This is a genomic window from Kitasatospora sp. NPDC024654, from assembly GCF_055559155.1.
On sequence record NZ_JBVHLF010000006.1, the window covers coordinates 104,701 to 128,344 of the forward strand.

Sequence of the window (23,644 nt, forward strand, 5' to 3'; positions counted from 1 at the left end):
CTTCACCGCCGGGGCGGACGCCGGGGCCACCGATCGTGGGCAGGAGGCACTGACCTGATGAGCAGTCAGCAGCGGCGGCAGCACCGTGGGCGCCGTTCCAAGCCCGGTCCCATCCTGCTGGGGGTCAGCATGGCCGCCGCCCTGGTCGCCACGGCCGCCGGGGTCAGCCTGGTCGCCCCGGAGGCGCTGGCCTTCGCCCGCCCGACGGTCACCGCCAGCCACGCGACGGCCACGCACGCGTCGCCGTCCGCGTCCTCGGCCTCCCCGTTGGCCGCCGCCGGCTCGCCGTCCCCCTCGCCTTCCGCCACCCCCAGCTCTTCGGCCTCCCCCTCGCCGTCCCCTTCCTCCTCGCCGTCCCCCTCCTCCTCGCCCACGCCTGCCGCCGCGCCGAACCTGACGCCCGACACCACGGTGATCGCCCCGGCCGGCCCCGAGTCCAACCGGGTGGGCGCGCTCTTCAGCGGCAGCGTCGGCCCCGGCAACCACTTCTGCACCGCCAGCGTGGTGCCCAGCCCGGGCCACAACCTGATCCTCACCGCGGCCCACTGCCTGTCCTCCACCCAGGGCGTCAGCTTCGTGCCCGGTTACCGCGAGGGCAACGCGCCGTTCGGCAGCTGGCCGGTCACCAAGATCTTCACCACCAGCGGCTGGAGCCAGAACGGCGACACCGACGAGGACTTCGCCTTCCTGGAGCTGGGCCCCAACAGCAGCGGCCAGCAGGTCCAGGACGTGGTCGGCGCCAACCCGATCGGCCTGAACGCCGCCTTCACGGACAGCGTCCGCCTCTACGGCTACAACAACAACGGCGACGACCCGTCCCTGTGCACCAACGCCACCAGCCAGTTCAGCACCTACCAGCGGCAGATCGCCTGCCCGGCCTACGCCGGCGGAACCAGCGGCGGCCCCTGGATCGACACCTCCACCGGCGCGGTCATCGGCGTCATCGGCGGCTACCAGCAGGGCGGCGACACCCCGGACGTCTCGTACAGCGCGTACTTCGACCAGACGATCGCCGGCCTCTACCAGACCGCCGAGTCCCAGTCCTCCTCCTGACCGTCACCCCCCAGACCGACGAGCCCTCCCATCCCCCCGGCGGGAGGGCTCGCCCATGCTCACGCGTCGAACGCGGAAGCCGGCGATCCGCCCGGAGCGGCCTGACCGGCCACGGGCGGACTGTCAGGAGGTGCTGCCGCCGCCGGCGAACCAGAGGGCCTCGATGGTCGCCGCGTTCCGGGGGAAGTCCGGGGCGGGGGAGCGGCCGAGGCTGACGGGGGCCGGGAGGTCGACGGTCCTGCCGTCGGCGGTCCGGAGGGCGATGTACCGGAACCCGCCGTCGGCCCGGACGACTTCCCGGACGCCGACCGCCGTGAGCTCTGTCCAACGCCAGGACCGCCGACGGCCGAGCGGCTGCCCGAAGCTGATGCCGTGCGCGTCGACGGTGGTGCTCTGCAGCGCGCCGCGGGCCAGATGCGCGCCGAGCAGGACGAACGGGGCGATGCCCAGCAGCTCGCCGAGGACGAAGGGCGAGCGGCTGGTCCACAGTTGGCCGAGGGCACTGAGCGGCGGGCCGATGGCGAGGGCGAGGACGAATCCGCCCGCGGCGACGGCCTTGGCCCGGTTCTGCCAGTCCGTTCGGAACCGGCGGCTCTGGGAGTGGTGCGCCGGCGGTTCGCCGTCTCGGCTCATGCGCCCCCCGAAGTCATGAAAAAGGCCCAGGTCAGCTGACCTGGGCCTTAGTTGCACTTCTTGCGAAGTGCCCCCGGTAGGATTCGAACCTACGCACCCGCCTCCGGAGGGCGGTGCTCTATCCCCTGAGCTACGGGGGCCTGCTTGGTGGTGCTTGCCGCGTTCTCGGCGACGTGGAGAACATTACCAGCTCGGTGGGGTGGTCCGTGCAGGGGTTTCCCGGGTGGGGTGCGGCGGGGGCGGCGGAAGTGCGCAAAGGCCGGACGGGCGGGGGCGGGCGGCCGTAGTCTCGGTGGGGTGTCGGGTGTGTCCGGGCGGGTCCTCGTGGTGGACGACAGCGAGGTGATCCGCCGGCTGATCAGGGTCAACCTGGAGCTGGAGGGCTTCGAGGTGGTGACCGCGGCCGACGGTGCCGAGTGCCTGGAGGTGGTCCACCGAATAGCCCCGGACGTCGTGACGCTCGACGTGATGATGCCCAGGCTGGACGGGCTGCGGACGGCGGCCCGGCTGCGCGCCCGGCCGGAGACCGCGCGGTTGCCGATCGCGATCGTCAGTGCCTGTACGCCGGCGGACCTGGCCCGCGGCGAGTCGGTGGGGGTGGACGGCTATCTGGCCAAGCCGTTCGACCCGGGTGACCTGGTGGAGCTGGTCCGCCGGCTGCTGACCCTGCGGATGCGGGACGGGGACGGGTTCGCGTACGGCTTCGGCGAAGGGGCCGGAGGGCTCCGGGGGTAGCCGGGGGCAGGGGCCGGTGTTTCGCCCTCAGCGAACGCCACCGTGGATCGAACCGTCTCAACGGGTGGCCGAGTGGCCGGGCCGTGCCGCCTCTCGCCTACGCTTGGCGTCGTGACACCCGCAGAGCTTTCCCAGGCAGTCCAGGTCGCCGTGCGCACCGCCGTCGAGGCGGGCGAGCTGTCCGTCCCCGTTCCCGAGACGGTCACGGTCGAGCGACCCAAGAACCGGGACCACGGCGACTACGCCACCAACGTGGCCCTCCAGCTCGCGAAGCCGGCCGGCAAGCCGCCGCGAGCCGTCGCCGAGGCACTGGCGGCCCGCCTGCGAGAGCTGCCCGGCGTCGCCAAGGTCGACATCGCCGGCCCGGGCTTCCTGAACATCACCCTGGACGCCGCCACCCAGGGCGAGCTGGCCCGCACCATCGTCGAGGCCGGCGCGGCGTACGGCCGCAACGAGGCGCTCAAGGGTCTGCGGATCAACCTGGAGTTCGTCTCCGCCAACCCGACCGGCCCGATCCACATCGGTGGGGTCCGCTGGGCGGCCGTCGGCGACTCGCTGGCCCGGATCCTCCGCGCGACCGGCGCCGAGGTGGCCACCGAGTACTACCTGAACGACGCCGGTGTGCAGATCTCCAAGTTCGCCGCCTCGCTGCGGGCCGCCGCCAACGGCCGGGAGGTCCCGGCCGACGGTTACGTCGGCGAGTACATCGGTGACATCGCCAAGGCGATCACCGACGGCATCCCGGGCGTGCTCCGGCTGCCCGAGGACGAGCAGCTGCAGGTGTTCCGCACCGAGGGCCTGAAGCTGATGGTCGCCGAGATCCAGCGCTCGATGGACGAGTTCGGCGTGCACTTCGACACCTGGTTCTCGGAGAAGTCGCTGCACGACTCCGGCGCCGTGGAGAAGGCCATCGACCGGCTGCGCGAGCAGGGCCACGTCTTCGACCGGGACGGCGCGATCTGGCTGCGCACCACCGACTTCGGCGACGACAAGGACCGGGTCCTGATCAAGGCCGACGGCGAGACGACCTACTTCGCCGCCGACGCCGCCTACTACCTGAGCAAGCGGGACCGCGGCAGCGAGGTCTCCGTCTACATGCTGGGCGCCGACCACCACGGCTACGTCAACCGCCTCAAGGCCATCGCGGCCTGCGCCGGCGACGACATGGACCGCAACATCGAGGTCAAGATCGGCCAGTTCGTCAAGATGCTGCGCGATGGTGAGGAGGTCCGGATGTCCAAGCGGGCCGGCAACATCATCACCATCGACGACGTGGTTGACTGGGTCGGCGTGGACGCCGCCCGTTACACCCTGGCGCGGTCCTCCACCGACTCCACCATCACCCTCGACATCGACGTGCTCACCAGCCAGTCGAACGAGAACCCGGTCTTCTACGTGCAGTACGCGCACACCCGGATGTGCGGAGTGGCGCGCAAGGCCGCCGAGCTGGGCGTCGACAAGGGCTCCGCCGCGGACTTCAGGCCCGAGCTGCTGGCCACCCAGTGGGAGAGCGACATGCTCGGCGCGCTCGGCGAGTTCCCGCGGATCATCGCCACCGCCGGTGAGCTGCGCGAGCCGCACCGGGTGGCCCGCTACCTGGAGGACGTCGCCGGCGCCTTCCACCGCTTCTACGACAACTGCCCGTTCCTGCCCAAGGGGGACGAGGAGCTGAACGACACCCACCGGGCCCGGCTCTGGCTGGTGGAGGCCACCAGGACCGTGCTGGCCAATGGCCTGAACCTGCTGGGCGTCTCGGCGCCCGAGCGGATGTGACACCGCCCCGCCCGCGTTCAGGGGCGGTGACGGCTCGCCAGAGCCGTCACTGCCCCTTGCACTAACCGAGGAAGAGACCACCATGAGCCGCTCCGCGCACCCCGCGGGCCCCCGCCACGGCGACGTGCTGCCCGAGGGCCACTACCAGGCCCCGCCGAGCGACCTGAACGCGCTCGACCCGAAGGTCTGGTCCCGTACCGTCGCCCGCGGCGCGGACGGCGCGGTCACCGTCGGCGGGGTCGGCGTCGGCGCACTGGCCGCCGAGTTCGGCACCCCGGCGTACCTGATGGACGAGGACGACTTCCGCGCCCGGGCCCGTGCCTGGCGGGACGCCTTCGGCGGCGACGCCGACGTCTACTACGCGGGCAAGGCGTTCCTCTCCAAGGCCGTGGTCCGCTGGCTGCACGAGGAGGGCCTCAACCTGGACGTCTGCAGCCCGGGCGAGCTGGCCGTGGCGCTGGCCGCCGGGATGCCCGCCGAACGGATCGCGCTGCACGGCAACAACAAGTCGGAGCAGGAGCTGGAGCAGGCGGTCAAGGCGGGGGTGGGTCACATCGTGCTCGACTCCTACCAGGAGATCGAGCGGCTGGCCGCGATCGCCGAGGGCCAGGGGGTCCGCCAGCCGGTGCTGGTCCGGGTCACGGTGGGCGTCGAGGCGCACACCCACGAGTTCATCGCCACCGCGCACGAGGACCAGAAGTTCGGCCTCTCGCTCTCCGGTGGCGCCGCCGCCGAGGCGGTCCGCCGAGTGCTCGGCCGGCCGGGCCTGGAGCTGCGCGGCATCCACTCGCACATCGGCTCGCAGATCTTCGACACCGCCGGCTTCGAGGTGGCCGCCCGCCGGGTGGTCGGGCTGCTGGCGGACATTCGCGACGAGCACGGCGTCGAGCTGCCGGAGATCGACCTCGGCGGTGGCCTCGGCATCGCCTACACCAGCGAGGACGACCCGCGCGAGCCGGCCGAGATCGCCGCCGCGCTGGCCGCCATCGTCCGCCGGGAGTGCGCCGCCGCCGGCCTCACCGCGCCGCGCCTCAGCGTCGAGCCGGGCCGGGCGATCGTCGGCCCGACCGCCTGCACGCTCTACGAGGTCGGCACGGTGAAGCCGCTGGAGGGCCTGCGCACCTACGTCAGCGTGGACGGCGGGATGTCCGACAACATCCGCACCGCGCTCTACGACGCCGACTACTCGGTGGCCCTGGTGTCGCGTACCAGCGAGGCGGCGCCGATGCTGGTCCGGGTGGTCGGCAAGCACTGCGAGTCGGGCGACATCGTGGTCCGGGACGCCTTCCTGCCCGCCGACCTGACGCCCGGTGACCTGATCGCGGTGCCCGCCACCGGTGCGTACTGCCGTTCGATGGCGAGCAACTACAACCACGCGCTGCGCCCCCCGGTGGTCGCGGTCAAGGACGGCGCGGCGCGGGTGATCGTGCGGCGCGAGACGGAGGAGGATCTCCTCCGGCTCGATGTCGGATAGCGGAAATTTCGTCTCAAATCCTGGAATGCCCGTAGATTCGCACGGAAAGTCCCGGAGACTGGGACGGACCGATGACCGGTGGTACCCCCGAACGAGCGACCGCCGGCGACCAGGATGGATGAGCGGAGTCGGATGATGCGTACGCGCCCGCTGAAGGTGGCGTTGCTGGGCTGTGGTGTGGTGGGCTCCGAGGTGGCGCGCATCATGACGACGGACGCCGCCGACCTCGCCGCGCGGATCGGCGCGCCGGTCGAGCTCGCCGGCATCGCGGTGCGCCGAGCCGGGCGCCCCCGCCCGGGCGTCCCCGAGCACCTGCTCACCACCGACGCCGAGGCGCTGGTCAAGCGCGGCGACGTCGACGTGGTGATCGAGGTGGTGGGCGGGATCGAGCCGTCCAAACACCTGATCCTCTCGGCCTTCGAGCACGGCGCCTCGGTGGTCAGCGCCAACAAGGCGCTGCTCGCCAAGGACGGCGCCGAGCTGCACGCGGCCGCCGCCGCGGCCGGCGTGGACCTGTACTACGAGGCGGCGGTGGCGGGCGCGATCCCGCTGATCCGGCCGCTGCGCGAGTCGCTGGCCGGCGACCGGGTGAACCGGGTGCTGGGCATCGTCAACGGCACCACCAACTTCATCCTGGACAAGATGGACACCACCGGCGCCGGCTACTCGGAGGCGCTGGAGGAGGCCACCGCGCTGGGCTACGCCGAGGCCGACCCGACCGCCGACGTCGAGGGCTTCGACGCCGCCGCCAAGGCCGCGATCCTGGCCGGCATCGCCTTCCACACCAAGGTCACCGCCGCCGACGTCTACCGCGAGGGCCTCACCGAGGTCACCGCCGCCGACATCGCCAGCGCCAAGCAGATGGGCTGCGTGGTCAAGCTGCTGGCGATCTGCGAGCGGGCCAGGGACGGCGCCTCGGTCACCGCCCGGGTGCACCCCGCGATGATCCCGCTCTCGCACCCGCTGGCCTCGGTCCGCGAGGCCTACAACGCGGTCTTCGTCGAGGCCGAGGCGGCCGGCCGGCTGATGTTCTACGGCCCGGGCGCGGGCGGCGCGCCGACCGCCAGCGCGGTCCTCGGCGACCTGGTCGCGGTCTGCCGCAACAAGCTGGGCGGCGCCACCGGCCCGGGTGACTCGGTCTACACCCAGCTGCCCGCCAAGCCGATGGACGAGGTGGTCACCCGCTACCACGTCAGCCTGGACGTGGACGACCGGGCGGGCGTGCTCGCCCAGGTGGCCTCGGTCTTCGCCGAGCACGGCGTCTCCATCGACACCGTGCGCCAGCAGGGCCGCGACGGCGACGCCTCGCTCGTCGTGGTCACCCACCGCGCCACCGACGCCGCGCTGTCGGCGACCGTTGACAAGCTGCGCGCGCTGGACAGCGTGCGCGACGTGGCCAGCATCATGCGGGTCGAAGGGGAGTAGAGCACCATGAACGCCGTCACCGCCCGAGCCGCCCACACCCACCAGTGGCGTGGCCTGATCGAGGAGTACCGCGACCGGCTGCCGGTGAGCGCGACGACGCCGGTGGTCACCCTGCTGGAGGGCGGCACGCCGCTGGTCCCGGCCCAGTTGCTGTCCGAGCGGACCGGCTGTGACGTCTACCTGAAGGTCGAGGGCGCCAACCCGACCGGTTCGTTCAAGGACCGCGGCATGACGATGGCGATCTCCAAGGCCAAGGAGGCCGGCGCGCAGGCGGTGATCTGCGCGTCCACCGGCAACACCTCGGCCTCGGCGGCCGCCTACGCGGTCCGGGCCGGGATGGTCTGCGCGGTGCTGGTCCCGCAGGGCAAGATCGCGCTCGGCAAGATGGGCCAGGCGCTGGTGCACGGCTCGAAGATCCTCCAAGTGGACGGGAACTTCGACGACTGCCTCACCCTGGCGCGTGAACTGTCCGAGAACTACCCGGTCGCGCTGGTCAACTCGGTCAACCCGGTCCGGATCGAGGGCCAGAAGACGGCGGCCTTCGAGATCGTCGACATGCTCGGCGACGCGCCCGACATCCACGTGCTGCCGGTCGGCAACGCGGGCAACATCACCGCCTACTGGAAGGGCTACCGGGAGTACGCGGACGACGGCCTGGCCTCCCGCAAGCCACGGATGTGGGGTTTCCAGGCGGCCGGCTCGGCCCCGATCGTGGACGGCGCGCCGGTGCTCAAGCCGCAGACCATCGCCACCGCGATCCGGATCGGCAACCCCGCCTCCTGGGCCTTCGCCGAGGCCGCCCGGGACGAGTCGGGCGGCCTGATCGACAAGGTGACCGATCGTCAGATCCTCTCCGCCTACCGCCTGCTGGCGGCGCGTGAGGGCGTCTTCGTGGAGCCCGCCTCGGCCGCCGGTGTGGCCGGGCTGCTGCAGGCGGCCGAGCGCGGCCTGGTCGACCCGGGCCAGCGGATCGTCTGCACGGTCACCGGCAACGGCCTGAAGGATCCGGACTGGGCGGTGGCCGGCGCGCCGCAGCCGCACGTCGTCCCGATCAGCGCCGAGGCGGCCGCGCGGCGGCTGGGCCTGCTGGACTGACGTGGCGTCGACCACCGGTGGGCCGGTCCGTTCGGGACCGGCCCACCGGCGTGTCCGGGTAACGCAACCGGTGTCGATTTCGTTGGTGTTTGCGAGGCTGATCCGATGCCATTTCGGCACGGATTCCGGCCAGAACCTGCAACACGGCAGATCGAGAGGGAGCGGGGTGTACCGCTGTGGAACCTCTCTTCGATACGCTGGCTCCCGGCGGTGTGGCGCATGCCAACGGCCGGGCAGGCCCTGACCTCATCGGCTCCCACCCGACACCCGCCCATCCCCCCTTCGACGCGCTCCGCGCGGCCTCTAGATCCCCAGGAGAGTCCACCGCATGGCCGGTCCCGCGTTCCGTGCCGCCGCCGTCCGGGTGCGGGTCCCCGCGACCAGCGCCAACCTGGGCCCCGGCTTCGACGCCTTCGGACTCGCCCTGGGCCTGTACGACGACATCGTGGTCCGGGTCGCCGACTCCGGCCTCTCGGTCGACATCGCGGGCGAGGGCGCCGAGACCCTGGCCCGGGACGAGCGCCACCTGGTGGTCCGTTCGATGCGGGCCGCCTTCGACCGGCTCGGCGGGCAGCCACGCGGGCTCGAAGTGGTCTGCGCCAATCGCATACCGCACGGCCGCGGCCTGGGCTCCTCCTCGGCCGCGATCTGCGCGGGCGTCGTCGCCGCCCGTGCGGTGACCATCGGCGGCCCGGCCGCCCTCGACGACGCCGCGCTGCTGGCCCTCGCCTCCGAGCTGGAGGGCCACCCGGACAACGTCGCCGCCTGCCTGGCCGGCGGGTTCACCATCGCCTGGACGGACGAGGACGCGGCCCGCGCGGTCCGGCTGGACCCGGCCGCCGAGATCGTGCCGATGGTCTTCATCCCGTCCACCGAGGTGCTCACCGAGACCGCCCGCGGCCTGCTCCCGAAGACCGTCCCGCTGGCCGACGCGGCCGCCAACGCGGGCCGTTCCGCACTGCTCGTCGAGGCGTTGACCAGGCGCCCCGAGCTGCTGCTGCCCGCCACCGAGGACCGTCTGCACCAGGACTACCGCGCCTCCGCGATGCCGGACAGCGCCGCGCTGGTCGGCGCGCTGCGGGCCGAGGGGGTGCCGGCGGTGATCTCCGGTGCCGGTCCGACCGTGCTCGCGCTGACCGACGAGGCGGGCGCCGACAAGCTGCTGCACTTCGCCGGTCCGTCGTTCGCGGCGCACCGGCTGCAGCTGGACCGTGACGGAGCACGCGTCCTGCCGTTGGACGGGTGACCGTCCACGCACAGTGACCACGCGGCCCGCGCGGTCACTGTCCGCACGATCGTGCCGCCACCGCACGGCCCGGGATGGGCGGACGGCGGGGACACGATTGGCAAGCCCAAGGCTGGGGAATGTGTGAGGGGGTCGGTAGTGTTAACCTCATGTCTGCATCAGGTGCCCTGCGGGGCCCGGTGCACCGCGTCCCCATCCCGGCATCCCGTCTCCACGGGATCCAGGCGATGTCGGGGACCACGATTCTCCGGGAGCCCACCACGGCGCGTACGCAGCCTGCCTGCGCGACTGTGGCCGCATCCCGAAGCCGTGACGGAACCTGACCCCCACCCGCCGCAACCGGACCTTCCGACGAGGTCCTGACGGGCGGGAGCGCGGGAGACCGTCACGCGACGGGGGCCCGGGTTTCGCAGGCTGCGCGGTCGGCATGAGATCCGTCCGCCGTGCCATCCGCTCCACCGTGCCTCGTGCACCGCACTTCGCACTCTCCCGCCGCCCAGCACCGCCGCGGTGGCGGGACCACCGCCTCGGACCTCCGCCGATCAGAGCGCAGGTCAGACAGCACAACCGGTCGCCGAGCCAGACAGGCCGACGTCCGCTCCAGGGAAGGACCCTTAGTGAGCGACACCACCGATCTGATGGGCGTGCGCCCGGACGCCGACGCGACGGATGCGCCCGCGGCGCCCGCCGCGCCGGCCAAGCGCCGCCGTACCGCCGCCGCAGGCCTTGACGGTCTGGTCCTGGCGGAGCTCCAGAAGCTCGCCTCGACGCTCGGCATCAGCGGCACCGGCCGGATGCGCAAGCAGCAGCTCATCGAGGCCATCAAGGAGAAGAGCGGCGGCGACCCGCTGCTCGCCTCCGGCTCCGCGGCCCCGGCCGCGCCGGCCCGTGCCGCGGCCAAGGAGGCCGCCCCGGCCGGTGAGAAGCCGGCCCGCCGCAGCCGCGCCAGCCAGAGCGCCGAGAAGCCGGCCGAGGCCCCCGCCCAGATCGAGATCCCGGGTCAGGCAGCCCCCGAGGCCGCTGCCCCGGCGCGGGCCGAGCGCGGCCGTCGCCGGGCCACCTCCGCGGCCGGCGCGCCGACCGGCACCGCCACCGCCGAGGCGCCCGCCGCCACCGCGGTGGAGACCGTGGCCGAGGCCGTCACCGAGACCAAGCCGGCCGAGACCCGCGGCCAGGGCGAGGGCCGTGGCGTCGAGGGCCGCGAGGAGCAGCGCGAGGGCCGCCGGGAGCGTCGGGACCGCCGCGAGCGGACCGAGGGCGGCGAGGGCGAGGGCGCCGAGGGCCGCGAGTCGCGTCGGGACCGCCGCAGCCGGCGGGACCGCGCCGAGCGCCAGGGCCAGCAGCAGGGCGGCCAGGCCGCCCAGCAGACCCAGCAGGCCACCCAGCCGGCCCAGCAGGGCGGCTACGACGAGGACGAGTTCGGCGACGGCCGGCGCGGCCGGCGCGGTCGCTACCGCGACCGAAACCGCCGGGGCCGTCGCGACGGCTTCGAGGTCGGCCAGGCGGAGCCGCAGGTCGGCGACGACGACGTGCTGATCCCGGTCGCGGGCATCCTCGACATCCTGGACAACTACGCGTTCGTCCGGACCTCCGGCTACCTGCCCGGCCAGAACGACGTCTACGTCTCGCTCGCCCAGGTCCGCAAGAACGGGCTGCGCAAGGGTGACGCGATCACCGGCGCGGTGCGCCAGCCGCGGGACGGCGAGCGTCGCGAGAAGTTCAACGCCATGGTGCGGCTGGACTCGGTCAACGGGATGGACCCGGAGAGCGGCCGCGGCCGTCCCGAGTTCGGCAAGCTGACCCCGCTCTACCCGCAGGAGCGGCTGCGCCTGGAGACCGACCCGGGCGTGCTGACCACCCGGATCATCGACCTGGTGTCGCCGATCGGCAAGGGCCAGCGCGGTCTGATCGTCGCCCCGCCGAAGACCGGCAAGACGATGATCATGCAGGCGATCGCCAACGCGATCACCCGCAACAACCCCGAGTGCCACCTGATGGTCGTCCTGGTCGACGAGCGTCCGGAAGAGGTCACCGACATGCAGCGGTCGGTCAAGGGCGAGGTCATCTCCTCGACCTTCGACCGTCCGGCCGAGGACCACACCACGGTCGCCGAGCTGGCCATCGAGCGCGCCAAGCGCCTGGTGGAGCTGGGCCACGACGTGGTGATCCTGCTCGACTCGATCACCCGTCTGGGCCGCGCCTACAACCTGGCGGCGCCGGCCTCCGGCCGCATCCTGTCCGGTGGTGTCGACTCGACCGCGCTCTACCCGCCGAAGAAGTTCTTCGGTGCCGCGCGCAACATCGAGAACGGCGGCTCGCTGACCATCCTGGCCACCGCGCTGGTGGAGACCGGCTCGCGGGCCGACGAGGTGGTCTTCGAGGAGTTCAAGGGCACCGGCAACATGGAGCTGCGGCTCGACCGCAAGCTGGCCGACAAGCGGATCTTCCCCGCGGTGGACGTGGACGCGTCCAGCACCCGCAAGGAGGAGATCCTGCTCGGCAGCGAGGAGCTGGCGATCACCTGGAAGCTCCGTCGGGTCCTGCACGCGCTCGACTCGCAGCAGGCGATCGAGCTGCTGCTGGACAAGATGAAGCAGACCAAGAGCAACGGCGAGTTCCTGATGCAGATCGCCAAGACCACGCCGGGATCCGGCGACTGACGCATCGTCCAACCCGAGGAGCCCCGGGCGGCCACCGCCGCCCGGGGCTCCTCGGCGTTTCCCGGCGTTCCGTGACGCTTGCGCGACTGCGCAAACCGGACATGCGCGAATAATTCGGGCGCTTATCCTCGAAAGGAGTGGCTCCGAGCGCGAGGAACCCACGCCATGGCCGATCAGCAGCAGGAGAAGTCCCGCGAGGTCCGCGGCCGCCGCAGCCGGGTGCTCCGGGCCGCCGCGCTGATGCTGGCCGCACTGGTGCTGGCCGGGGCCGGCGTGGGCGGTTACGCGTACTGGCGGCTGGACCACGACATCCGCGGCGTCGACATCGACGGCGCGTTGGGCGGTTCCCGGCCGGCCGCGCCGAACAACGGCTCCTTCAACGTCCTGGTCCTCGGCTCGGACTCGCGCAGCGGCCCGAACGGCGCGCTGGCCGGCGGCGCCACCGACGGCACCGCCCGTTCGGACACCGCGATGGTGCTGCACGTCAACCAGGACCACACGCTCGGCACGGTGGTCTCGATACCCCGCGACACCCTGGTCGCCCGGCCGGCCTGCACCGCGCCGGACGGCACGCCGGTGCCGCCGCTGCGCGGGGCGATGTTCAACAGCGCGTACGAGGTCGGCGGCGCGGCCTGCGCGGTGAAGACCGCCGAGCAGCTGACCGGGCTGCGGATGGACCACTACCTGGAGATCGACTTCAGCGGGTTCGCGAACTTCATCAACGCGATCGGCGGGGTGACCGTCACGACCACGGCGGACATCCACGACCAGGACAGCGGGCTCGACCTCAAGGCCGGCACCACCCACCTCGACGGCACCCAGGCGCTGGCCTTCGCGCGCACCCGGCACGGCGTCGGGGACGGTGGCGACCTGGGCCGGATAGAGCTGCAGAAGGAGCTGGTCCGCTCGGTCATCACGCAGGTCGAGTCGGTCGGGCTGTTCGCCAACCCGGCCCGGCTCTGGACCGTGGGGACCACGTTGACCAGGAGCATCACCACCGACTCCCGGCTGGCCTCGGTGAGCGCGCTGACCGGGCTGGGTGACGAGCTGAAGGGGATCGGCACCGACCGGCTCACCATGGTCACCATGCCGGTCGTGACGGCCCCCGACGACCCCGACCGGCTGGTGCCGCAGCTGCCGTCGGCCGACCGGCTCTGGGCCGCGCTGCGGGCCGACCGGCCGGTGCCGCCGGCGATCGTCGGCGACCAGCCGAGCAACCCGGCCGACGCGACGCCGTCCGGGGCGTCCACCGCGCCGCGGCCCGTGACTCCGCCCGTGACCCCGCCCGGGGCGCCCGCCGGGGTCGCGCCCTAGCGCGTCGTGGGCGTGCGGAACAAATCCACCCGGGCCCCGGTTTGGGAAGAAGCGGACCGTGCTGGCACACTGGTCCGTCGGTCCCGGTTCACGTGCGGATTCCCTCCGCCGACCCGGTGCCCTCCCGATACCTAGGAGAATCCCTTGAAGCGCGACGTCCACCCCACGTACGTGGTCACCAGTGTGACCTGCACCTGTGGCAACGAGTTCACCACTCGCTCCACCGAGCCCTCCGGCGTGATCCGCGCCGAGGTGTGCTCGCAGTGCCACCCCTTCTACACCGGCAAGCAGAAGATCCTCGACACCGGTGGCCGCGTGGCCCGCTTCGAGGCTCGCTTCGGCAAGCAGCACAGCGCGAAGGCCTAGCGCTCCCGCGGCGCCGGTCTCCGGTGCCCCCGCACATCGCGGGGGCACCTGGGCCGGCGCCGTTCGCGTCTCACCACCTGGAAACCGATCTCACCGGAAGTAGGCCCCGCCATGTTCGAGGCAGTCGAAGAGCTCCTCGTCGAGCACGCCGCCCTCGAGGAGCGGCTGGCCGACCCGTCCGTGCACGCGGACCAGGCGAACGCGCGCAAGCTGGCCAAGCGGTACGCCGAGCTGACTCCGATCACCGCCACCTACCGGGCCTGGCGGCAGGCCGGTGAGGACATCGAGACGGCCCGCGAGCTGGCCGCCGAGGACTCCGAGTTCCTGGCCGAGGTGAAGGCCTCCGAGACCCGCCAGGCGGAGCTGACCGAGGAGCTGCGGCTGCTGCTGGTCCCGCGCGACCCCAACGACGACAAGGACGTCATCCTGGAGGTCAAGGCGGGCGAGGGCGGCGAGGAGTCCGCGCTGTTCGCCGGCGACCTGCTGCGGATGTACCTGCGTTACGCGGAGCGGGCCGGCTGGAAGACCGAGATCATCGACTCCAACGAGTCGGATCTGGGCGGCTACAAGGACGTCTCGGTGGCCGTGAAGACCAGGGGCCTCACCGAGCCCGGCCAGGGCGTCTGGGCCCGGTTGAAGTACGAGGGCGGCGTGCACCGGGTGCAGCGGGTCCCCGCCACCGAGTCGCAGGGCCGGATCCACACCTCCGCCGCCGGCGTGCTGGTCACCCCGGAGGCCGAGGAGGTCGAGGTCGAGGTCCACTCCAACGACCTGCGGATCGACGTGTACCGCTCGTCCGGCCCGGGCGGCCAGTCGGTCAACACCACCGACTCCGCGGTCCGGATCACCCACCTGCCGACCGGTATCGTGGCCTCCTGCCAGAACGAGAAGAGCCAGCTGCAGAACAAGGAGCAGGCGATGCGCATCCTGCGTTCGCGGCTGCTGGCCGCCGCGCAGGAGGAGGCCGAGCGGGAGGCCTCGGACGCCCGGCGCAGCCAGGTCCGTACGGTCGACCGCTCGGAGCGGATCCGGACGTACAACTTCCCCGAGAACCGCATCTCGGACCACCGCACGGGCTTCAAGGCGTACAACCTGGACCAGGTGCTGGACGGCGACCTGACCGCGCTGATCCAGTCGGCGGTGGACGCCGACGCCGCGGCGAAGCTCGCCGCCGCACAAGAGCAGTAACTCTGCAGAGGGGTACGTACGGATGAACCTGCTGCTCGCCGAGGTGGCTCAGGCCACCCAGCGGTTGGCCGCGGCCGGCGTGCCGTCGCCGCGCTTCGACGCGGAGGAGCTCGCCGCACACATCCACCACGTCAAGCGCAGCCAGCTGCACACCGTGAAGGACGCCGACTTCGACGCCCGGTACTGGGAGGCCGTGTCGCGCCGGGAGGCGCGCGAGCCGCTGCAGCACATCACCGGGCGGGCCTTCTTCCGTTACCTGGAGCTGGAGGTCGGCCCGGGCGTCTTCGTGCCCCGGCCGGAGACCGAGACCGTGGTCGAGTGGGCGATAGAGGCGGTGCGCGAGATGGACGTCGCCGAGCCGCTGGTGGTCGACCTCTGCTCCGGCTCCGGCGCCATCGCGCTGGCCCTCGCCCAGGAGCTGCCGCGCAGCATCGTGCACGCCTTCGAGCTGGACGAGGGCGCGCTGAAGTACACCCGGCGCAACATCGAGGCGAGCGGGGACCGGGACCGGGTCACCCTGCACGCCGGCGACGCCACCCGGGCGTTCGTGGACGACCGTTCCTGGGACGGCCGCTTCGACCTGGTGATCAGCAACCCGCCGTACATCCCGCTCACCGAGTGGGAGTACGTGGCGCCCGAGGCGCGCGACCACGACCCGCAGATGTCGCTCTTCTCCGGCGAGGACGGGCTGGAGACGATCCGCGGCATCGAGCGGGTCGCCGCCCGGCTGCTGCGGCCCGGCGGCGCGGTGGTGGTCGAGCACGCGGACACCCAGGGCGGCCAGGTGCCGTGGATCTTCAACGAGGAGGGCGGCTGGACGGACACCGCCGACCACCGCGACCTGAACGGACGTCCGCGCTTCACCACCGCCCGCAAGATCCAGCTCTAGACATGAACCGTTCCGGAAGGGGACCGCACCGATGAGCCGCCGCTACGACTGCGCCGACGCCGGCGACCGCGTGACCGGGCTGCGCGAGGCCGCCTCGGCGATCCGCCGCGGCGAGCTGGTCGTGCTGCCGACCGACACCGTCTACGGGGTCGGCGCGGACGCCTTCAACGCCGAGGCGGTGGCCGCCCTGCTGGCCGCCAAGGGCCGTGGCCGCAACATGCCCTCCCCGGTGCTGGTCGGTTCGCCGACCACCCTGCACGGCCTGGTGACCGACTTCTCCGAGCAGGCCTGGGAACTGGTCGACGCGTTCTGGCCGGGCGGCCTGACCCTGGTGGCGCGCCACCAGCCCTCGCTGCGCTGGGACCTGGGCGAGACCCGGGGCACCGTCGCGGTCCGGATGCCGCTGCACCCGGTCGCCATCGAACTGCTGAACACCACCGGCCCGCTGGCCGTCTCCAGCGCCAACAAGACCGGTGGCCCGTCCCCGGCGACCTGCGAGGACGCCGAGTACCAGCTGGGCGACGCGGTGGCGGTCTACCTGAACGGCGGCCGGGCCGAGCACGGCCAGTCCTCCAGCATCGTCGACGTCACCGGCAAGGTGCCGGTCCTGCTGCGGGCCGGCGCGGTCGGCGTCGAGCAGCTGAGGGAGGTCGTCCCCGACCTGGAGGTCGGCAGTTGACGGCCGGACTCCATCCCGGACTCCCGGACGACCGGGTGCTCGGCGGGCTGGCCCCCTACCTCACGGTGGCGCCGCGCCCGGCCGACGTCTTCCGGATCCTCTTCGTCTGTACCGGCAACGTGTGCCGATCGCCGATCGCCGAGCGGCTGACCCGGCATGAGCTGGACGCCCGGCTGAACGGCGGCTCGGCCGCCCGGATCGTGGTGGAGAGCGCCGGCACCTGGGGTCACGAGGGCGCGCCGATGGAGGCGCACGCGGCCACCGTGCTCGGCGAGTACGGCGTGGACAGCGGCAACTTCGCGGGCCGCGAGCTGCTGGACGAGCACGTGGTCGAGGCCGACCTGGTGCTCACCGCGACCCTGGACCACCGGGCCCAGGTGATCTCGATGGGCCACGCGGCGGGACTGCGCACCTTCACGCTCAAGGAGTTCACCCGCCTGGTGCGCTCGATAGACCCGGCCACCCTGCCCGACCCGCGGGACGGCGCCGAGCTGACCGAGCGGGCCCGGGTGCTGGTCAGGGCGGCCGCCTCGCTGCGCGGTTGGCTGCTCGCGGCGACCCCGGAGGCCGACGAGGTGGACGACCCGTACGGCGCGCCGATCGGGATGTTCCGCGACTGCGGCGAGGAGATATTCCACGCGCTCGATCCGGTGCTGACCGCCCTGACGGGCGTACCGGCCGAGCGCCGCCAGGACGGCTGCGGCGCGCGGTCCTAGGCTGGTTCCCACCGCCCTGACCGCCCGGGAGCGTCGCCATGACCGTCACCGATGCCGTGCAGGTCCGCTGGGAGCCCTCGCAGGCGCTCCGGGCGGCCGATCCCGAGCTGGCCGACCTGCTCTCGGCGGAGGCCGAGCGGCGCGCGACCAGCCTGCAGCTGCTGGCCGGCGAGAACCTGGCCACCGAGGCCGTGCTGGCCGCGCTGAGCGGCCCGCTGGTGGACAAGTACGCCGAGGGTTACCCCGGCCACCGGCACCACACCGGCTGCGCCCTGGCCGACGCCACCGAGCTGCTGGCGGTCGAGCGGGCCCGCCGGCTGTTCGCCGCGGAACACGCCAACGTCCAACCCCGCTCCGGCACTTCGGCGATGCTGGCGGCCTACGCGGCGCTGCTGCGGCCGGGCGACGTGGTGCTCGCGCTCTCGCTGGAGCACGGCGGGCACCTGTCCTGCGGCTCGCGGGCGAACTTCTCCGGCCGGTGGTTCCAGTTCGTGGGCTACGGGGTGCGCGAGGAGGACGGTCTGGTCGACCTGGACCAGGTCCGCGAACTGGCCCACGTGCACCGCCCGAAGGCCATCGTGGCCGGCTCGATCTCCTACCCGCGGCACCAGGACTGGGCCGCGTTCCGGGAGATCGCCGACGAGGTGGACGCCTATCTGATCGCCTCGGCGGCGCAGACCATCGGCCTGGTGGCCGGCGGGGTGGCGCCTTCGCCGGTGCCGCACGCGGACGTGGTGGTGGCCGCGACCCACAAGCTGCTGCGCGGGCCGCGCGGCGGGCTGCTGCTCTGCACCGGGGAGCTGGCCGAGCGGGTGGACCGCGCGGTGTTCCCGTTCATCCAGGGCGGTGCGGCGATGAACGAGGTGGCGGCCAAGGCGGTCGCGTTCGCGCAGGCGGGCACGCCGGAGTTCGGCGCGTACACCCGGCGCGCGGTCGACGGCGCGCGCGCCCTCGCGGCGGCGCTCGCCGAGGCCGGTGCCCGGCCGGTCACCGGCGGCACCGACACCCACCTGGTGACCGCCGAGGTCGGCCCGCTGGGGGTGACCGGCGCGGAGGCCGAGCGGCGCTGCGCCGCGGCCGGACTGCTGCTCGGAAAGTGCGCACTGCCGTACGATTCAGCGTCGGCCGCGGAAACCTCCGGGATCCGGCTGGGCACCGGCGCGGCCGCCGCGCTGGGGATGGGCGCGCGGGAGCTGGCCGAGGTGGGCGGGCTGATCGCGGAGCTGCTCGGCGGGACACCGGTGGACCGGGTGGTCCCCCGGGTGCGTGAACTCGCCCGGAGGTTCGGGGCCGGCGACGGGCGTTAGGGCGAACCGCGGTGCGCGCGGCGGGCGTCCGACTCAATAAGGTGTGTGCCGTGGCGACGCACCCCGAACCCCGGACCAGTGCGGGAGTAACTTCCGTACTCAACCGTCGGCGCGAGTGGAAGGAGGTCAGCGGTGCGTGAGTACCTGCTCGTGCTCTTCTGCACGGCCGCGGTCACCTACCTGCTGACCGCTCCGGTGCGGAAGTTCGCCATCATCGCCGGTGCCATGCCGCCGGTCCGCGCCCGTGACGTGCACGCCGAGCCGACCCCGCGGCTCGGCGGCATCGCCATGTTCGGCGGGCTCTGCGCCGGCCTGCTGGTGGCCGCGCACCTGACCAACCTGGGCAAGGTCTTCAGCGACGACTCCTCGGACATCAAGGCCCTGCTCTCCGGCGTCGGCATCATGTGGGTGCTCGGCGTGCTGGACGACAAGTGGGGCGTTGACGCGCTGGTCAAGCTCGGCGGCCAGATGATCGCCGCCGGTGTGATGGTCTACCAGGGCATCACGGTCATCTCGATCCCGGTCCCCGGCGTCGGCCCGGTCGCGTTGACTCCCACCCAGGGCATGATCATCTCGGTCGCGCTGGTGGTCGTCATGGTCAACGCGGTCAACTTCATCGACGGCCTGGACGGCCTGGCGGGCGGCATGGTCTGCATCGCCGGGATCGCCTTCTTCGTGTACTCCTACCGGCTCTGGTACGGCTACGGGATCAGCGAGGCGGCGCCCGCCGTGCTGTTCAGCGCGCTTCTGATCGGCATGTGCCTGGGCTTCCTGCCGCACAACCTGCACCCGGCCCGGATCTTCATGGGCGACTCCGGCTCGATGATGCTCGGCCTGATGCTCGCGGTGGCCGCGATCTCGGTCACCGGCCGGGTGGACCCCGACCTGATCACCGCGCAGGCCGGTTCGCAGACCGCCGCGGTGCACGCCTTGGTGCCGATCTACATCCCGCTGCTGCTCCCGCTGACCGTGATCGCGCTGCCGCTGGCCGACCTGCTGCTGGCCGTGGTCCGACGCACCTGGGCCGGCCGTTCGCCGTTCGCCGCCGACAAGCAGCACCTGCACCACCGGCTGCTGGAGGTCGGCCACTCGCACAGCCGGGCCGTGCTGGTGATGTACTTCTGGGCCGCGCTGATCGCCTTCGGCACGGTGGCCTTCTCGTTCACCAACACCGGTCGCACGGTGGTGCTGGCCTGCGCCGGCCTCTGCCTGGTCGGCATCGTGGTGCTGCTGACCCCGCGGTTCCGGCCGAAGGCGCCGAACGCCGTGCAGGCCTTCGTGCCGCCGCGGTACCGACGGGGTGGCAAGGTCGCCGAGGCGACCCCGGCCGAGGCCGGGACGGTCGCCGCGAAGACGGTCGCCGAGGTGGTCACCGAGGAGCCGCCGGCGATGGCCGAGCTGTCCGCCAAGGACCAGGAGCTGCTCGGTCGGCTGGGCACCGGCGCCTCCGCCGCGGGGGACCAGCGGACGGGGTGACCGCGAGCCGTCGGGGCGTCAGCTCACTTACTCCGATTGGCTTCACCCGTGCGGCGGCACTGCTCGGCCGTCAGTGTGACAGGAGCCACACGTTCATGGTAAAGCTCTCATCAAATAGTTTGTGATACCGTTCACGAGTACCGAGAACGCGCCGAAAGACCCAGTGGTGAAAGACCTCCGTCCCCGAGGGTCGTCTCCGAGGAGCCGCGGCCGTCAGCCGGCCGATCTCCCGGCGCCCGCTCGGTCCGGTGTTCCCGCACCGTGCGCCACCCGTTCCCGCAGAGCTTTCCCCCGTCCTCGACATGCCGCCGGAGTTGCCGACATGCCGTCCCACGACGCCCGGATCATCCGCGGCGCCGCAATCCCCACTGCGGTCGCCGGAGTCGTTGCCCTTGCGATCTCGACCGTGGTGGTGGGGAGCAAGGGGTTGATCGGCGCGCTGGTCGCGACCCTGCTGGTGATGGCGTTCTTCAGCTTCGGGCAGCTCGCCCTCGACCGGCTGACCAGGAACAACCCGCAGATGATGATGGCCGCAGGGCTGCTGGTGTACACGACCCAGATCCTGCTGGTGGCCATCGTGCTGGCGATCTTCAAGAACACCACGCTCTTCGACACCAAGGCCTTCGGCTTCACCCTGCTCGGCTGCGCGTTGATCTGGACCGCTGGTCAGGTGCGGGGCGCGCTCAAGGCCAAGACGTTCTACGTACAGACGAACTCCGAGGACAGGGCCGCCGACCGGACGTCGCACTCGGAGCGTCAACAGTGACCGACGCCTGCTGTCCCTCTCGCGAGGGGGGCGGTGTTTATGCGGTCCTGACAGGCTGCTATCGTCCGTCGCAACAACGGAGTACGGGAAGCGGCCAGGTCCCGCCGAGCGGCGCGCGGATGCCGCACGGAAAGATCGCCCCCCGCACTCGCGCAGTCTTCGAAGATCCCGCGGCGGCGCCACCCGCCGCCGCGCCGGGTCACCGAGAAACCCAACATGTTCCAGTGCCGCACCGTGGCCGCAGGCCGCGCCGACACACCGAGGTTGCCGTAACCATGCGTCACGACGAAGGAGTCCGTGGTGAGTGCTGACCAGCTCACTGTGCAGCTTGCCTCCGGGGGCTGCCATCTGTTCTCTGGCTGCGGCTTCCCGGCGCCGGGTCTCGACGAGTTCCAGTTCAAGCCGATCTTCTCGATCGGGAGCTTCGACTTCAACAAGCCGATGCTGCTGTCGATCATCGCCGCCGTGCTGGTGATCGGGTTCTTCTGGGTCGCGTTCGCCAAGCCGAAGGTGCTGCCCGGCAAGCTGCAGCTCGTCGGTGAGATCGGCTACGACTTCGTCAAGCGGGCGATCGTCCTCGACACGATCGGCAAAAAGGGCGAGAAGTACGTCCCGATGCTGGTCTCGATGTTCTTCTTCGTGTGGATCATGAACATCATGTCGGTGATCCCGCTGGCCCAGTTCCCGGTGACCTCGGTGATCGCCTTCCCGGCGGGCCTGGCGGCCGTGGTCTGGATCACCTACATGACGCTGACCTTCAAGAAGCACGGCTTCGTCGGCGGTCTGAAGAACCTCTGCTGGCCGTCGGGCATCCCCGGCTGGGTCATGTTCATCCTGGTCCCGATCGAGTTCTTCTCGAACATCTTCGTGCGCCCGTTCACCCTCGCGGTCCGAGCCTTCGCCAACATGTTCGCCGGCCACCTGCTGATCGTGATGTTCTCCATCGCGTCCTGGTACCTGCTGACCCCGAGCATCGGTGCGCTGTACGCCGGCACCTCCTTCGTGGTGACCCTGGGTCTGACCGCGTTCGAGCTGCTGGTCCAGTTCCTGCAGGCCTACATCTTCGTGATGCTGGCCAGCAGCTACATCGCCGGTGCGCTTGAGGAAGCGCACTGAGTCCGCTGTAGCCCTCAGCCACTCTCCTCCCTCCCGTACGTCCGGTGGCCAACCACCACCGGTTCACCACCCTGCAAAGGACAATCTGAGATGTCGAACCTCGCTGCGGTCAGTGGCTCCATCGCCTCCGTCGGTTACGGCCTCGCCGCGATCGGCCCCGGCATCGGCGTCGGTCTCATCTTCGGCAACGGCGTTCAGGCCATGGCCCGTCAGCCCGAGGCCGCCGGCCTGATCCGCTCCAACATGTTCATCGGCTTCGCGCTGACCGAGGCGCTCGCGCTCATCGGCATCGTCATGCCGTTCGTGTTCGGCACCAAGTAATCCGCCGTAGTACCACCGGACGGAAGGTCCAGATATGCTCACGCAGTTTGTGGCGGAGGGGCCGATGAACCCCCTCCTGCCCAAGACGCCCGAGCTGATCATCGGCCTGGTCTGCTTCTTCATCGTCTTCGGTCTGCTCGGCAAGAAGCTTCTTCCCAGCATCGAGAAGGTGCTGGCGGAGCGCCGGGACCAGATCGAGGGCGGCATGGAGCGCGCCGAGGCCGCCCAGGCCGAGGCGCAGTCCCTGCTGGAGAAGTACCGTGCCGAGCTCGCCGAGGCGCGTCACGAGGCCGCTCGGATCACCGAGCACGCCCGCGAGCAGGGCGCTGCCCTGATCAGCGAGATGCGCGAGGAGGGCCAGCGCCAGCGCGAGGCCATCATCGCGGCCGGCCACGCCCAGATCGAGGCCGACAAGAAGCAGGCGACCGCCGCCCTGCGCCAGGACGTGGGTTCACTCGCCTCGCAGCTGGCCTCCCGCATCGTGGGTGAGTCCCTGGAGGACCACGCCCGGCAGAGCGGCGTCATCGACCGCTTCCTGGACGACCTCGAGGCCAAGGCCTCCGCGAGCGCGGCGGTCGCCAAGTGATCGGCGCCAGCCGTGAGGCCCTGGCCGCCGGCCGGGAGAACCTCGACAGCCTGACCGACAACACCGCGGTGGACTCGGCCAAGGTCGCCGAGGAGCTCAGCGCCGTCACCGCGCTGCTGGACCGCGAGGTCTCGCTGCGCCGGGTGCTCACCGACCCGTCCCGTTCCGGCGCGGACAAGGCCGGCCTGGTCTCGTCGCTGCTGGGTGGCCAGGTCTCCGGTGAGACCGTGGACCTGGTGTCCGGTCTGGTCCGCTCCCGCTGGTCGGGCTCGCGCGACCTGGTCGACGCGACCGAGCGGCTGGCCGCGTACGCCGAGGTCATCGCGGCCGACAAGGTCGGTCGACTGGACGACCTGGAGGACGAGCTCTTCCGGTTCGGCCGGGTGGTGAGCGGCTCCCACGAGCTGCGCGCCGCGCTGACCGAGCCCAAGGCCACCGCCGCCGCGAAGACCGCGCTGGTCGCCAAGCTGCTCGGCGGCCGGGCCCTGCCCGGCACCGTCCGGCTGGTCACCGCTCTGGTCGTGCACCCGCGTGGCCGTAGCCTGGAGCAGGGCCTGGAGTCCTACTCCAAGCTCGCCGCCGACCGCCGTGACCGTGTGGTGGCCCTGGTCACCACCGCGGTTCCGCTCAGCGACGGCCAGCGGGAGCGCCTCGCGGGCGCGCTCGGCCGGCTGTACGGCCGGGCGGTGCTCCTGAACATCGACGTCGACCCCACGGTCGTCGGCGGTGTCCGGGTGCAGATCGGTGACGAGATCATCGACGGCACGGTGTCGAGCCGCCTCGAAGGCGCTCGGCAGGCCCTCGAAGGCTGAGCCCCCGCGGCACA

General features: G+C 72.0%; 22 protein-coding genes and 1 tRNA gene. 21 read left to right on the forward strand and 2 right to left on the reverse strand.

What is annotated here, in order from left to right; translation table 11 throughout:
- The first annotated feature begins 57 nt into the window (after positions 1-57).
- On the forward strand, positions 58-1,053 hold the full coding sequence (locus tag ACZ38L_RS05805) for a trypsin-like serine peptidase (RefSeq protein WP_465689582.1): 996 nt from the start codon (positions 58-60) through the stop codon (positions 1,051-1,053).
- Positions 1,054-1,176: 123 nt separating this feature from the next.
- Here the strand turns inward: ACZ38L_RS05805 and ACZ38L_RS05810 are convergent, their stop codons facing one another.
- Complete coding sequence (locus ACZ38L_RS05810) at positions 1,177-1,686, reverse strand: hypothetical protein (RefSeq protein WP_465689584.1); 510 nt, start codon at positions 1,684-1,686, stop codon at positions 1,177-1,179.
- 68 nt (positions 1,687-1,754) lie between these two features.
- Positions 1,755-1,826 (reverse strand) — tRNA-Arg (locus ACZ38L_RS05815).
- 166 nt (positions 1,827-1,992) lie between these two features.
- On the opposite strand from ACZ38L_RS05815, the gene ACZ38L_RS05820 reads away from it, so the two are divergent.
- The 20 genes from ACZ38L_RS05820 to ACZ38L_RS05915 all read left to right on the forward strand — a co-directional run bounded on the left by ACZ38L_RS05820 (position 1,993) and on the right by ACZ38L_RS05915 (position 23,630).
- The gene (locus ACZ38L_RS05820; protein ID WP_465689701.1) at positions 1,993-2,421 is read left to right on the forward strand and encodes a response regulator; all 429 of its coding nucleotides are present in this window, start codon (positions 1,993-1,995) and stop codon (positions 2,419-2,421) included.
- Between the two features lie 111 nt (positions 2,422-2,532).
- Positions 2,533-4,194: an arginine--tRNA ligase gene (gene argS, locus ACZ38L_RS05825; RefSeq protein WP_465689586.1), complete on the forward strand. Its 1,662-nt coding sequence runs from the start codon at positions 2,533-2,535 to the stop codon at positions 4,192-4,194.
- A gap of 82 nt (positions 4,195-4,276) precedes the next feature.
- A complete protein-coding gene (lysA, locus tag ACZ38L_RS05830) occupies positions 4,277-5,668 on the forward strand; it encodes a diaminopimelate decarboxylase (protein ID WP_465689588.1) in 1,392 nt (463 codons plus the stop codon).
- Positions 5,669-5,800: 132 nt separating this feature from the next.
- Positions 5,801-7,093 carry a homoserine dehydrogenase gene (locus tag ACZ38L_RS05835; RefSeq protein ID WP_465689590.1) on the forward strand — a complete coding sequence of 431 codons (1,293 nt, stop codon included), beginning with the start codon at positions 5,801-5,803 and terminating at the stop codon, positions 7,091-7,093.
- A gap of 6 nt (positions 7,094-7,099) precedes the next feature.
- Positions 7,100-8,188, forward strand: coding sequence for a threonine synthase (gene thrC / locus ACZ38L_RS05840; protein ID WP_465689593.1), 1,089 nt, complete (start codon positions 7,100-7,102; stop codon positions 8,186-8,188).
- A gap of 328 nt (positions 8,189-8,516) precedes the next feature.
- Positions 8,517-9,434, forward strand: coding sequence for a homoserine kinase (gene thrB / locus ACZ38L_RS05845; protein WP_465689595.1), 918 nt, complete (start codon positions 8,517-8,519; stop codon positions 9,432-9,434).
- A 617-nt stretch (positions 9,435-10,051) separates the two neighbouring features.
- Complete coding sequence (rho, locus tag ACZ38L_RS05850) at positions 10,052-12,094, forward strand: transcription termination factor Rho (protein ID WP_465689597.1); 2,043 nt, start codon at positions 10,052-10,054, stop codon at positions 12,092-12,094.
- 165 nt (positions 12,095-12,259) lie between these two features.
- A complete protein-coding gene (locus ACZ38L_RS05855) occupies positions 12,260-13,408 on the forward strand; it encodes an LCP family protein (protein ID WP_465689599.1) in 1,149 nt (382 codons plus the stop codon).
- A 144-nt stretch (positions 13,409-13,552) separates the two neighbouring features.
- Positions 13,553-13,774 (forward strand): 50S ribosomal protein L31, encoded by a 222-nt coding sequence (gene rpmE / locus ACZ38L_RS05860; protein ID WP_145904411.1) that lies wholly within the window; start codon positions 13,553-13,555, stop codon positions 13,772-13,774.
- A 111-nt stretch (positions 13,775-13,885) separates the two neighbouring features.
- Positions 13,886-14,962 (forward strand): peptide chain release factor 1, encoded by a 1,077-nt coding sequence (gene prfA, locus ACZ38L_RS05865; RefSeq protein WP_465689601.1) that lies wholly within the window; start codon positions 13,886-13,888, stop codon positions 14,960-14,962.
- A gap of 22 nt (positions 14,963-14,984) precedes the next feature.
- The gene (gene prmC, locus ACZ38L_RS05870) at positions 14,985-15,851 is read left to right on the forward strand and encodes a peptide chain release factor N(5)-glutamine methyltransferase (protein ID WP_465689603.1); all 867 of its coding nucleotides are present in this window, start codon (positions 14,985-14,987) and stop codon (positions 15,849-15,851) included.
- A 31-nt stretch (positions 15,852-15,882) separates the two neighbouring features.
- Positions 15,883-16,530, forward strand: coding sequence for an L-threonylcarbamoyladenylate synthase (locus tag ACZ38L_RS05875; RefSeq protein WP_465689606.1), 648 nt, complete (start codon positions 15,883-15,885; stop codon positions 16,528-16,530).
- A 47-nt stretch (positions 16,531-16,577) separates the two neighbouring features.
- Positions 16,578-17,246 carry an arsenate reductase/protein-tyrosine-phosphatase family protein gene (locus ACZ38L_RS05880; protein ID WP_465689703.1) on the forward strand — a complete coding sequence of 223 codons (669 nt, stop codon included), beginning with the start codon at positions 16,578-16,580 and terminating at the stop codon, positions 17,244-17,246.
- Positions 17,247-17,284: 38 nt separating this feature from the next.
- A complete protein-coding gene (locus tag ACZ38L_RS05885; protein WP_465689608.1) occupies positions 17,285-18,553 on the forward strand; it encodes a serine hydroxymethyltransferase in 1,269 nt (422 codons plus the stop codon).
- Positions 18,554-18,685: 132 nt separating this feature from the next.
- The gene (locus ACZ38L_RS05890) at positions 18,686-20,029 is read left to right on the forward strand and encodes an MraY family glycosyltransferase (RefSeq protein WP_465689610.1); all 1,344 of its coding nucleotides are present in this window, start codon (positions 18,686-18,688) and stop codon (positions 20,027-20,029) included.
- A gap of 322 nt (positions 20,030-20,351) precedes the next feature.
- A complete protein-coding gene (locus ACZ38L_RS05895; RefSeq protein ID WP_465689612.1) occupies positions 20,352-20,795 on the forward strand; it encodes a hypothetical protein in 444 nt (147 codons plus the stop codon).
- Between the two features lie 300 nt (positions 20,796-21,095).
- Positions 21,096-21,911: a F0F1 ATP synthase subunit A gene (atpB, locus tag ACZ38L_RS05900; RefSeq protein ID WP_396557581.1), complete on the forward strand. Its 816-nt coding sequence runs from the start codon at positions 21,096-21,098 to the stop codon at positions 21,909-21,911.
- Positions 21,912-22,001: 90 nt separating this feature from the next.
- The gene (atpE, locus tag ACZ38L_RS05905; protein ID WP_396557579.1) at positions 22,002-22,232 is read left to right on the forward strand and encodes an ATP synthase F0 subunit C; all 231 of its coding nucleotides are present in this window, start codon (positions 22,002-22,004) and stop codon (positions 22,230-22,232) included.
- Between the two features lie 34 nt (positions 22,233-22,266).
- Positions 22,267-22,818, forward strand: coding sequence for a F0F1 ATP synthase subunit B (locus ACZ38L_RS05910; protein ID WP_396557577.1), 552 nt, complete (start codon positions 22,267-22,269; stop codon positions 22,816-22,818).
- The gene (locus tag ACZ38L_RS05915; RefSeq protein ID WP_396557576.1) at positions 22,815-23,630 is read left to right on the forward strand and encodes a F0F1 ATP synthase subunit delta; all 816 of its coding nucleotides are present in this window, start codon (positions 22,815-22,817) and stop codon (positions 23,628-23,630) included. The genes ACZ38L_RS05910 and ACZ38L_RS05915 overlap by 4 nt, the downstream gene beginning before the upstream one ends.
- Positions 23,631-23,644: the final 14 nt, after the last annotated feature.

Excerpts from the sequence above, each read along its gene's own strand:
- ACZ38L_RS05805 (WP_465689582.1), top strand. The coding sequence starts at position 58 with ATGAGCAGTCAGCAGCGGCGGCAGCACCGTGGGCGCCGTTCCAAGCCC.
- ACZ38L_RS05810 (WP_465689584.1), bottom strand. The coding sequence starts at position 1,686 with ATGAGCCGAGACGGCGAACCGCCGGCGCACCACTCCCAGAGCCGCCGG.
- lysA (WP_465689588.1), top strand. The coding sequence starts at position 4,277 with ATGAGCCGCTCCGCGCACCCCGCGGGCCCCCGCCACGGCGACGTGCTG.
- ACZ38L_RS05835 (WP_465689590.1), top strand. The coding sequence starts at position 5,801 with ATGATGCGTACGCGCCCGCTGAAGGTGGCGTTGCTGGGCTGTGGTGTG.
- thrC (WP_465689593.1), top strand. The coding sequence starts at position 7,100 with ATGAACGCCGTCACCGCCCGAGCCGCCCACACCCACCAGTGGCGTGGC.
- thrB (WP_465689595.1), top strand. The coding sequence starts at position 8,517 with ATGGCCGGTCCCGCGTTCCGTGCCGCCGCCGTCCGGGTGCGGGTCCCC.
- ACZ38L_RS05855 (WP_465689599.1), top strand. The coding sequence starts at position 12,260 with ATGGCCGATCAGCAGCAGGAGAAGTCCCGCGAGGTCCGCGGCCGCCGC.
- prfA (WP_465689601.1), top strand. The coding sequence starts at position 13,886 with ATGTTCGAGGCAGTCGAAGAGCTCCTCGTCGAGCACGCCGCCCTCGAG.
- prmC (WP_465689603.1), top strand. The coding sequence starts at position 14,985 with ATGAACCTGCTGCTCGCCGAGGTGGCTCAGGCCACCCAGCGGTTGGCC.
- ACZ38L_RS05875 (WP_465689606.1), top strand. The coding sequence starts at position 15,883 with ATGAGCCGCCGCTACGACTGCGCCGACGCCGGCGACCGCGTGACCGGG.
- ACZ38L_RS05885 (WP_465689608.1), top strand. The coding sequence starts at position 17,285 with ATGACCGTCACCGATGCCGTGCAGGTCCGCTGGGAGCCCTCGCAGGCG.
- ACZ38L_RS05895 (WP_465689612.1), top strand. The coding sequence starts at position 20,352 with ATGCCGTCCCACGACGCCCGGATCATCCGCGGCGCCGCAATCCCCACT.
- atpE (WP_396557579.1), top strand. The coding sequence starts at position 22,002 with ATGTCGAACCTCGCTGCGGTCAGTGGCTCCATCGCCTCCGTCGGTTAC.
- ACZ38L_RS05910 (WP_396557577.1), top strand. The coding sequence starts at position 22,267 with ATGCTCACGCAGTTTGTGGCGGAGGGGCCGATGAACCCCCTCCTGCCC.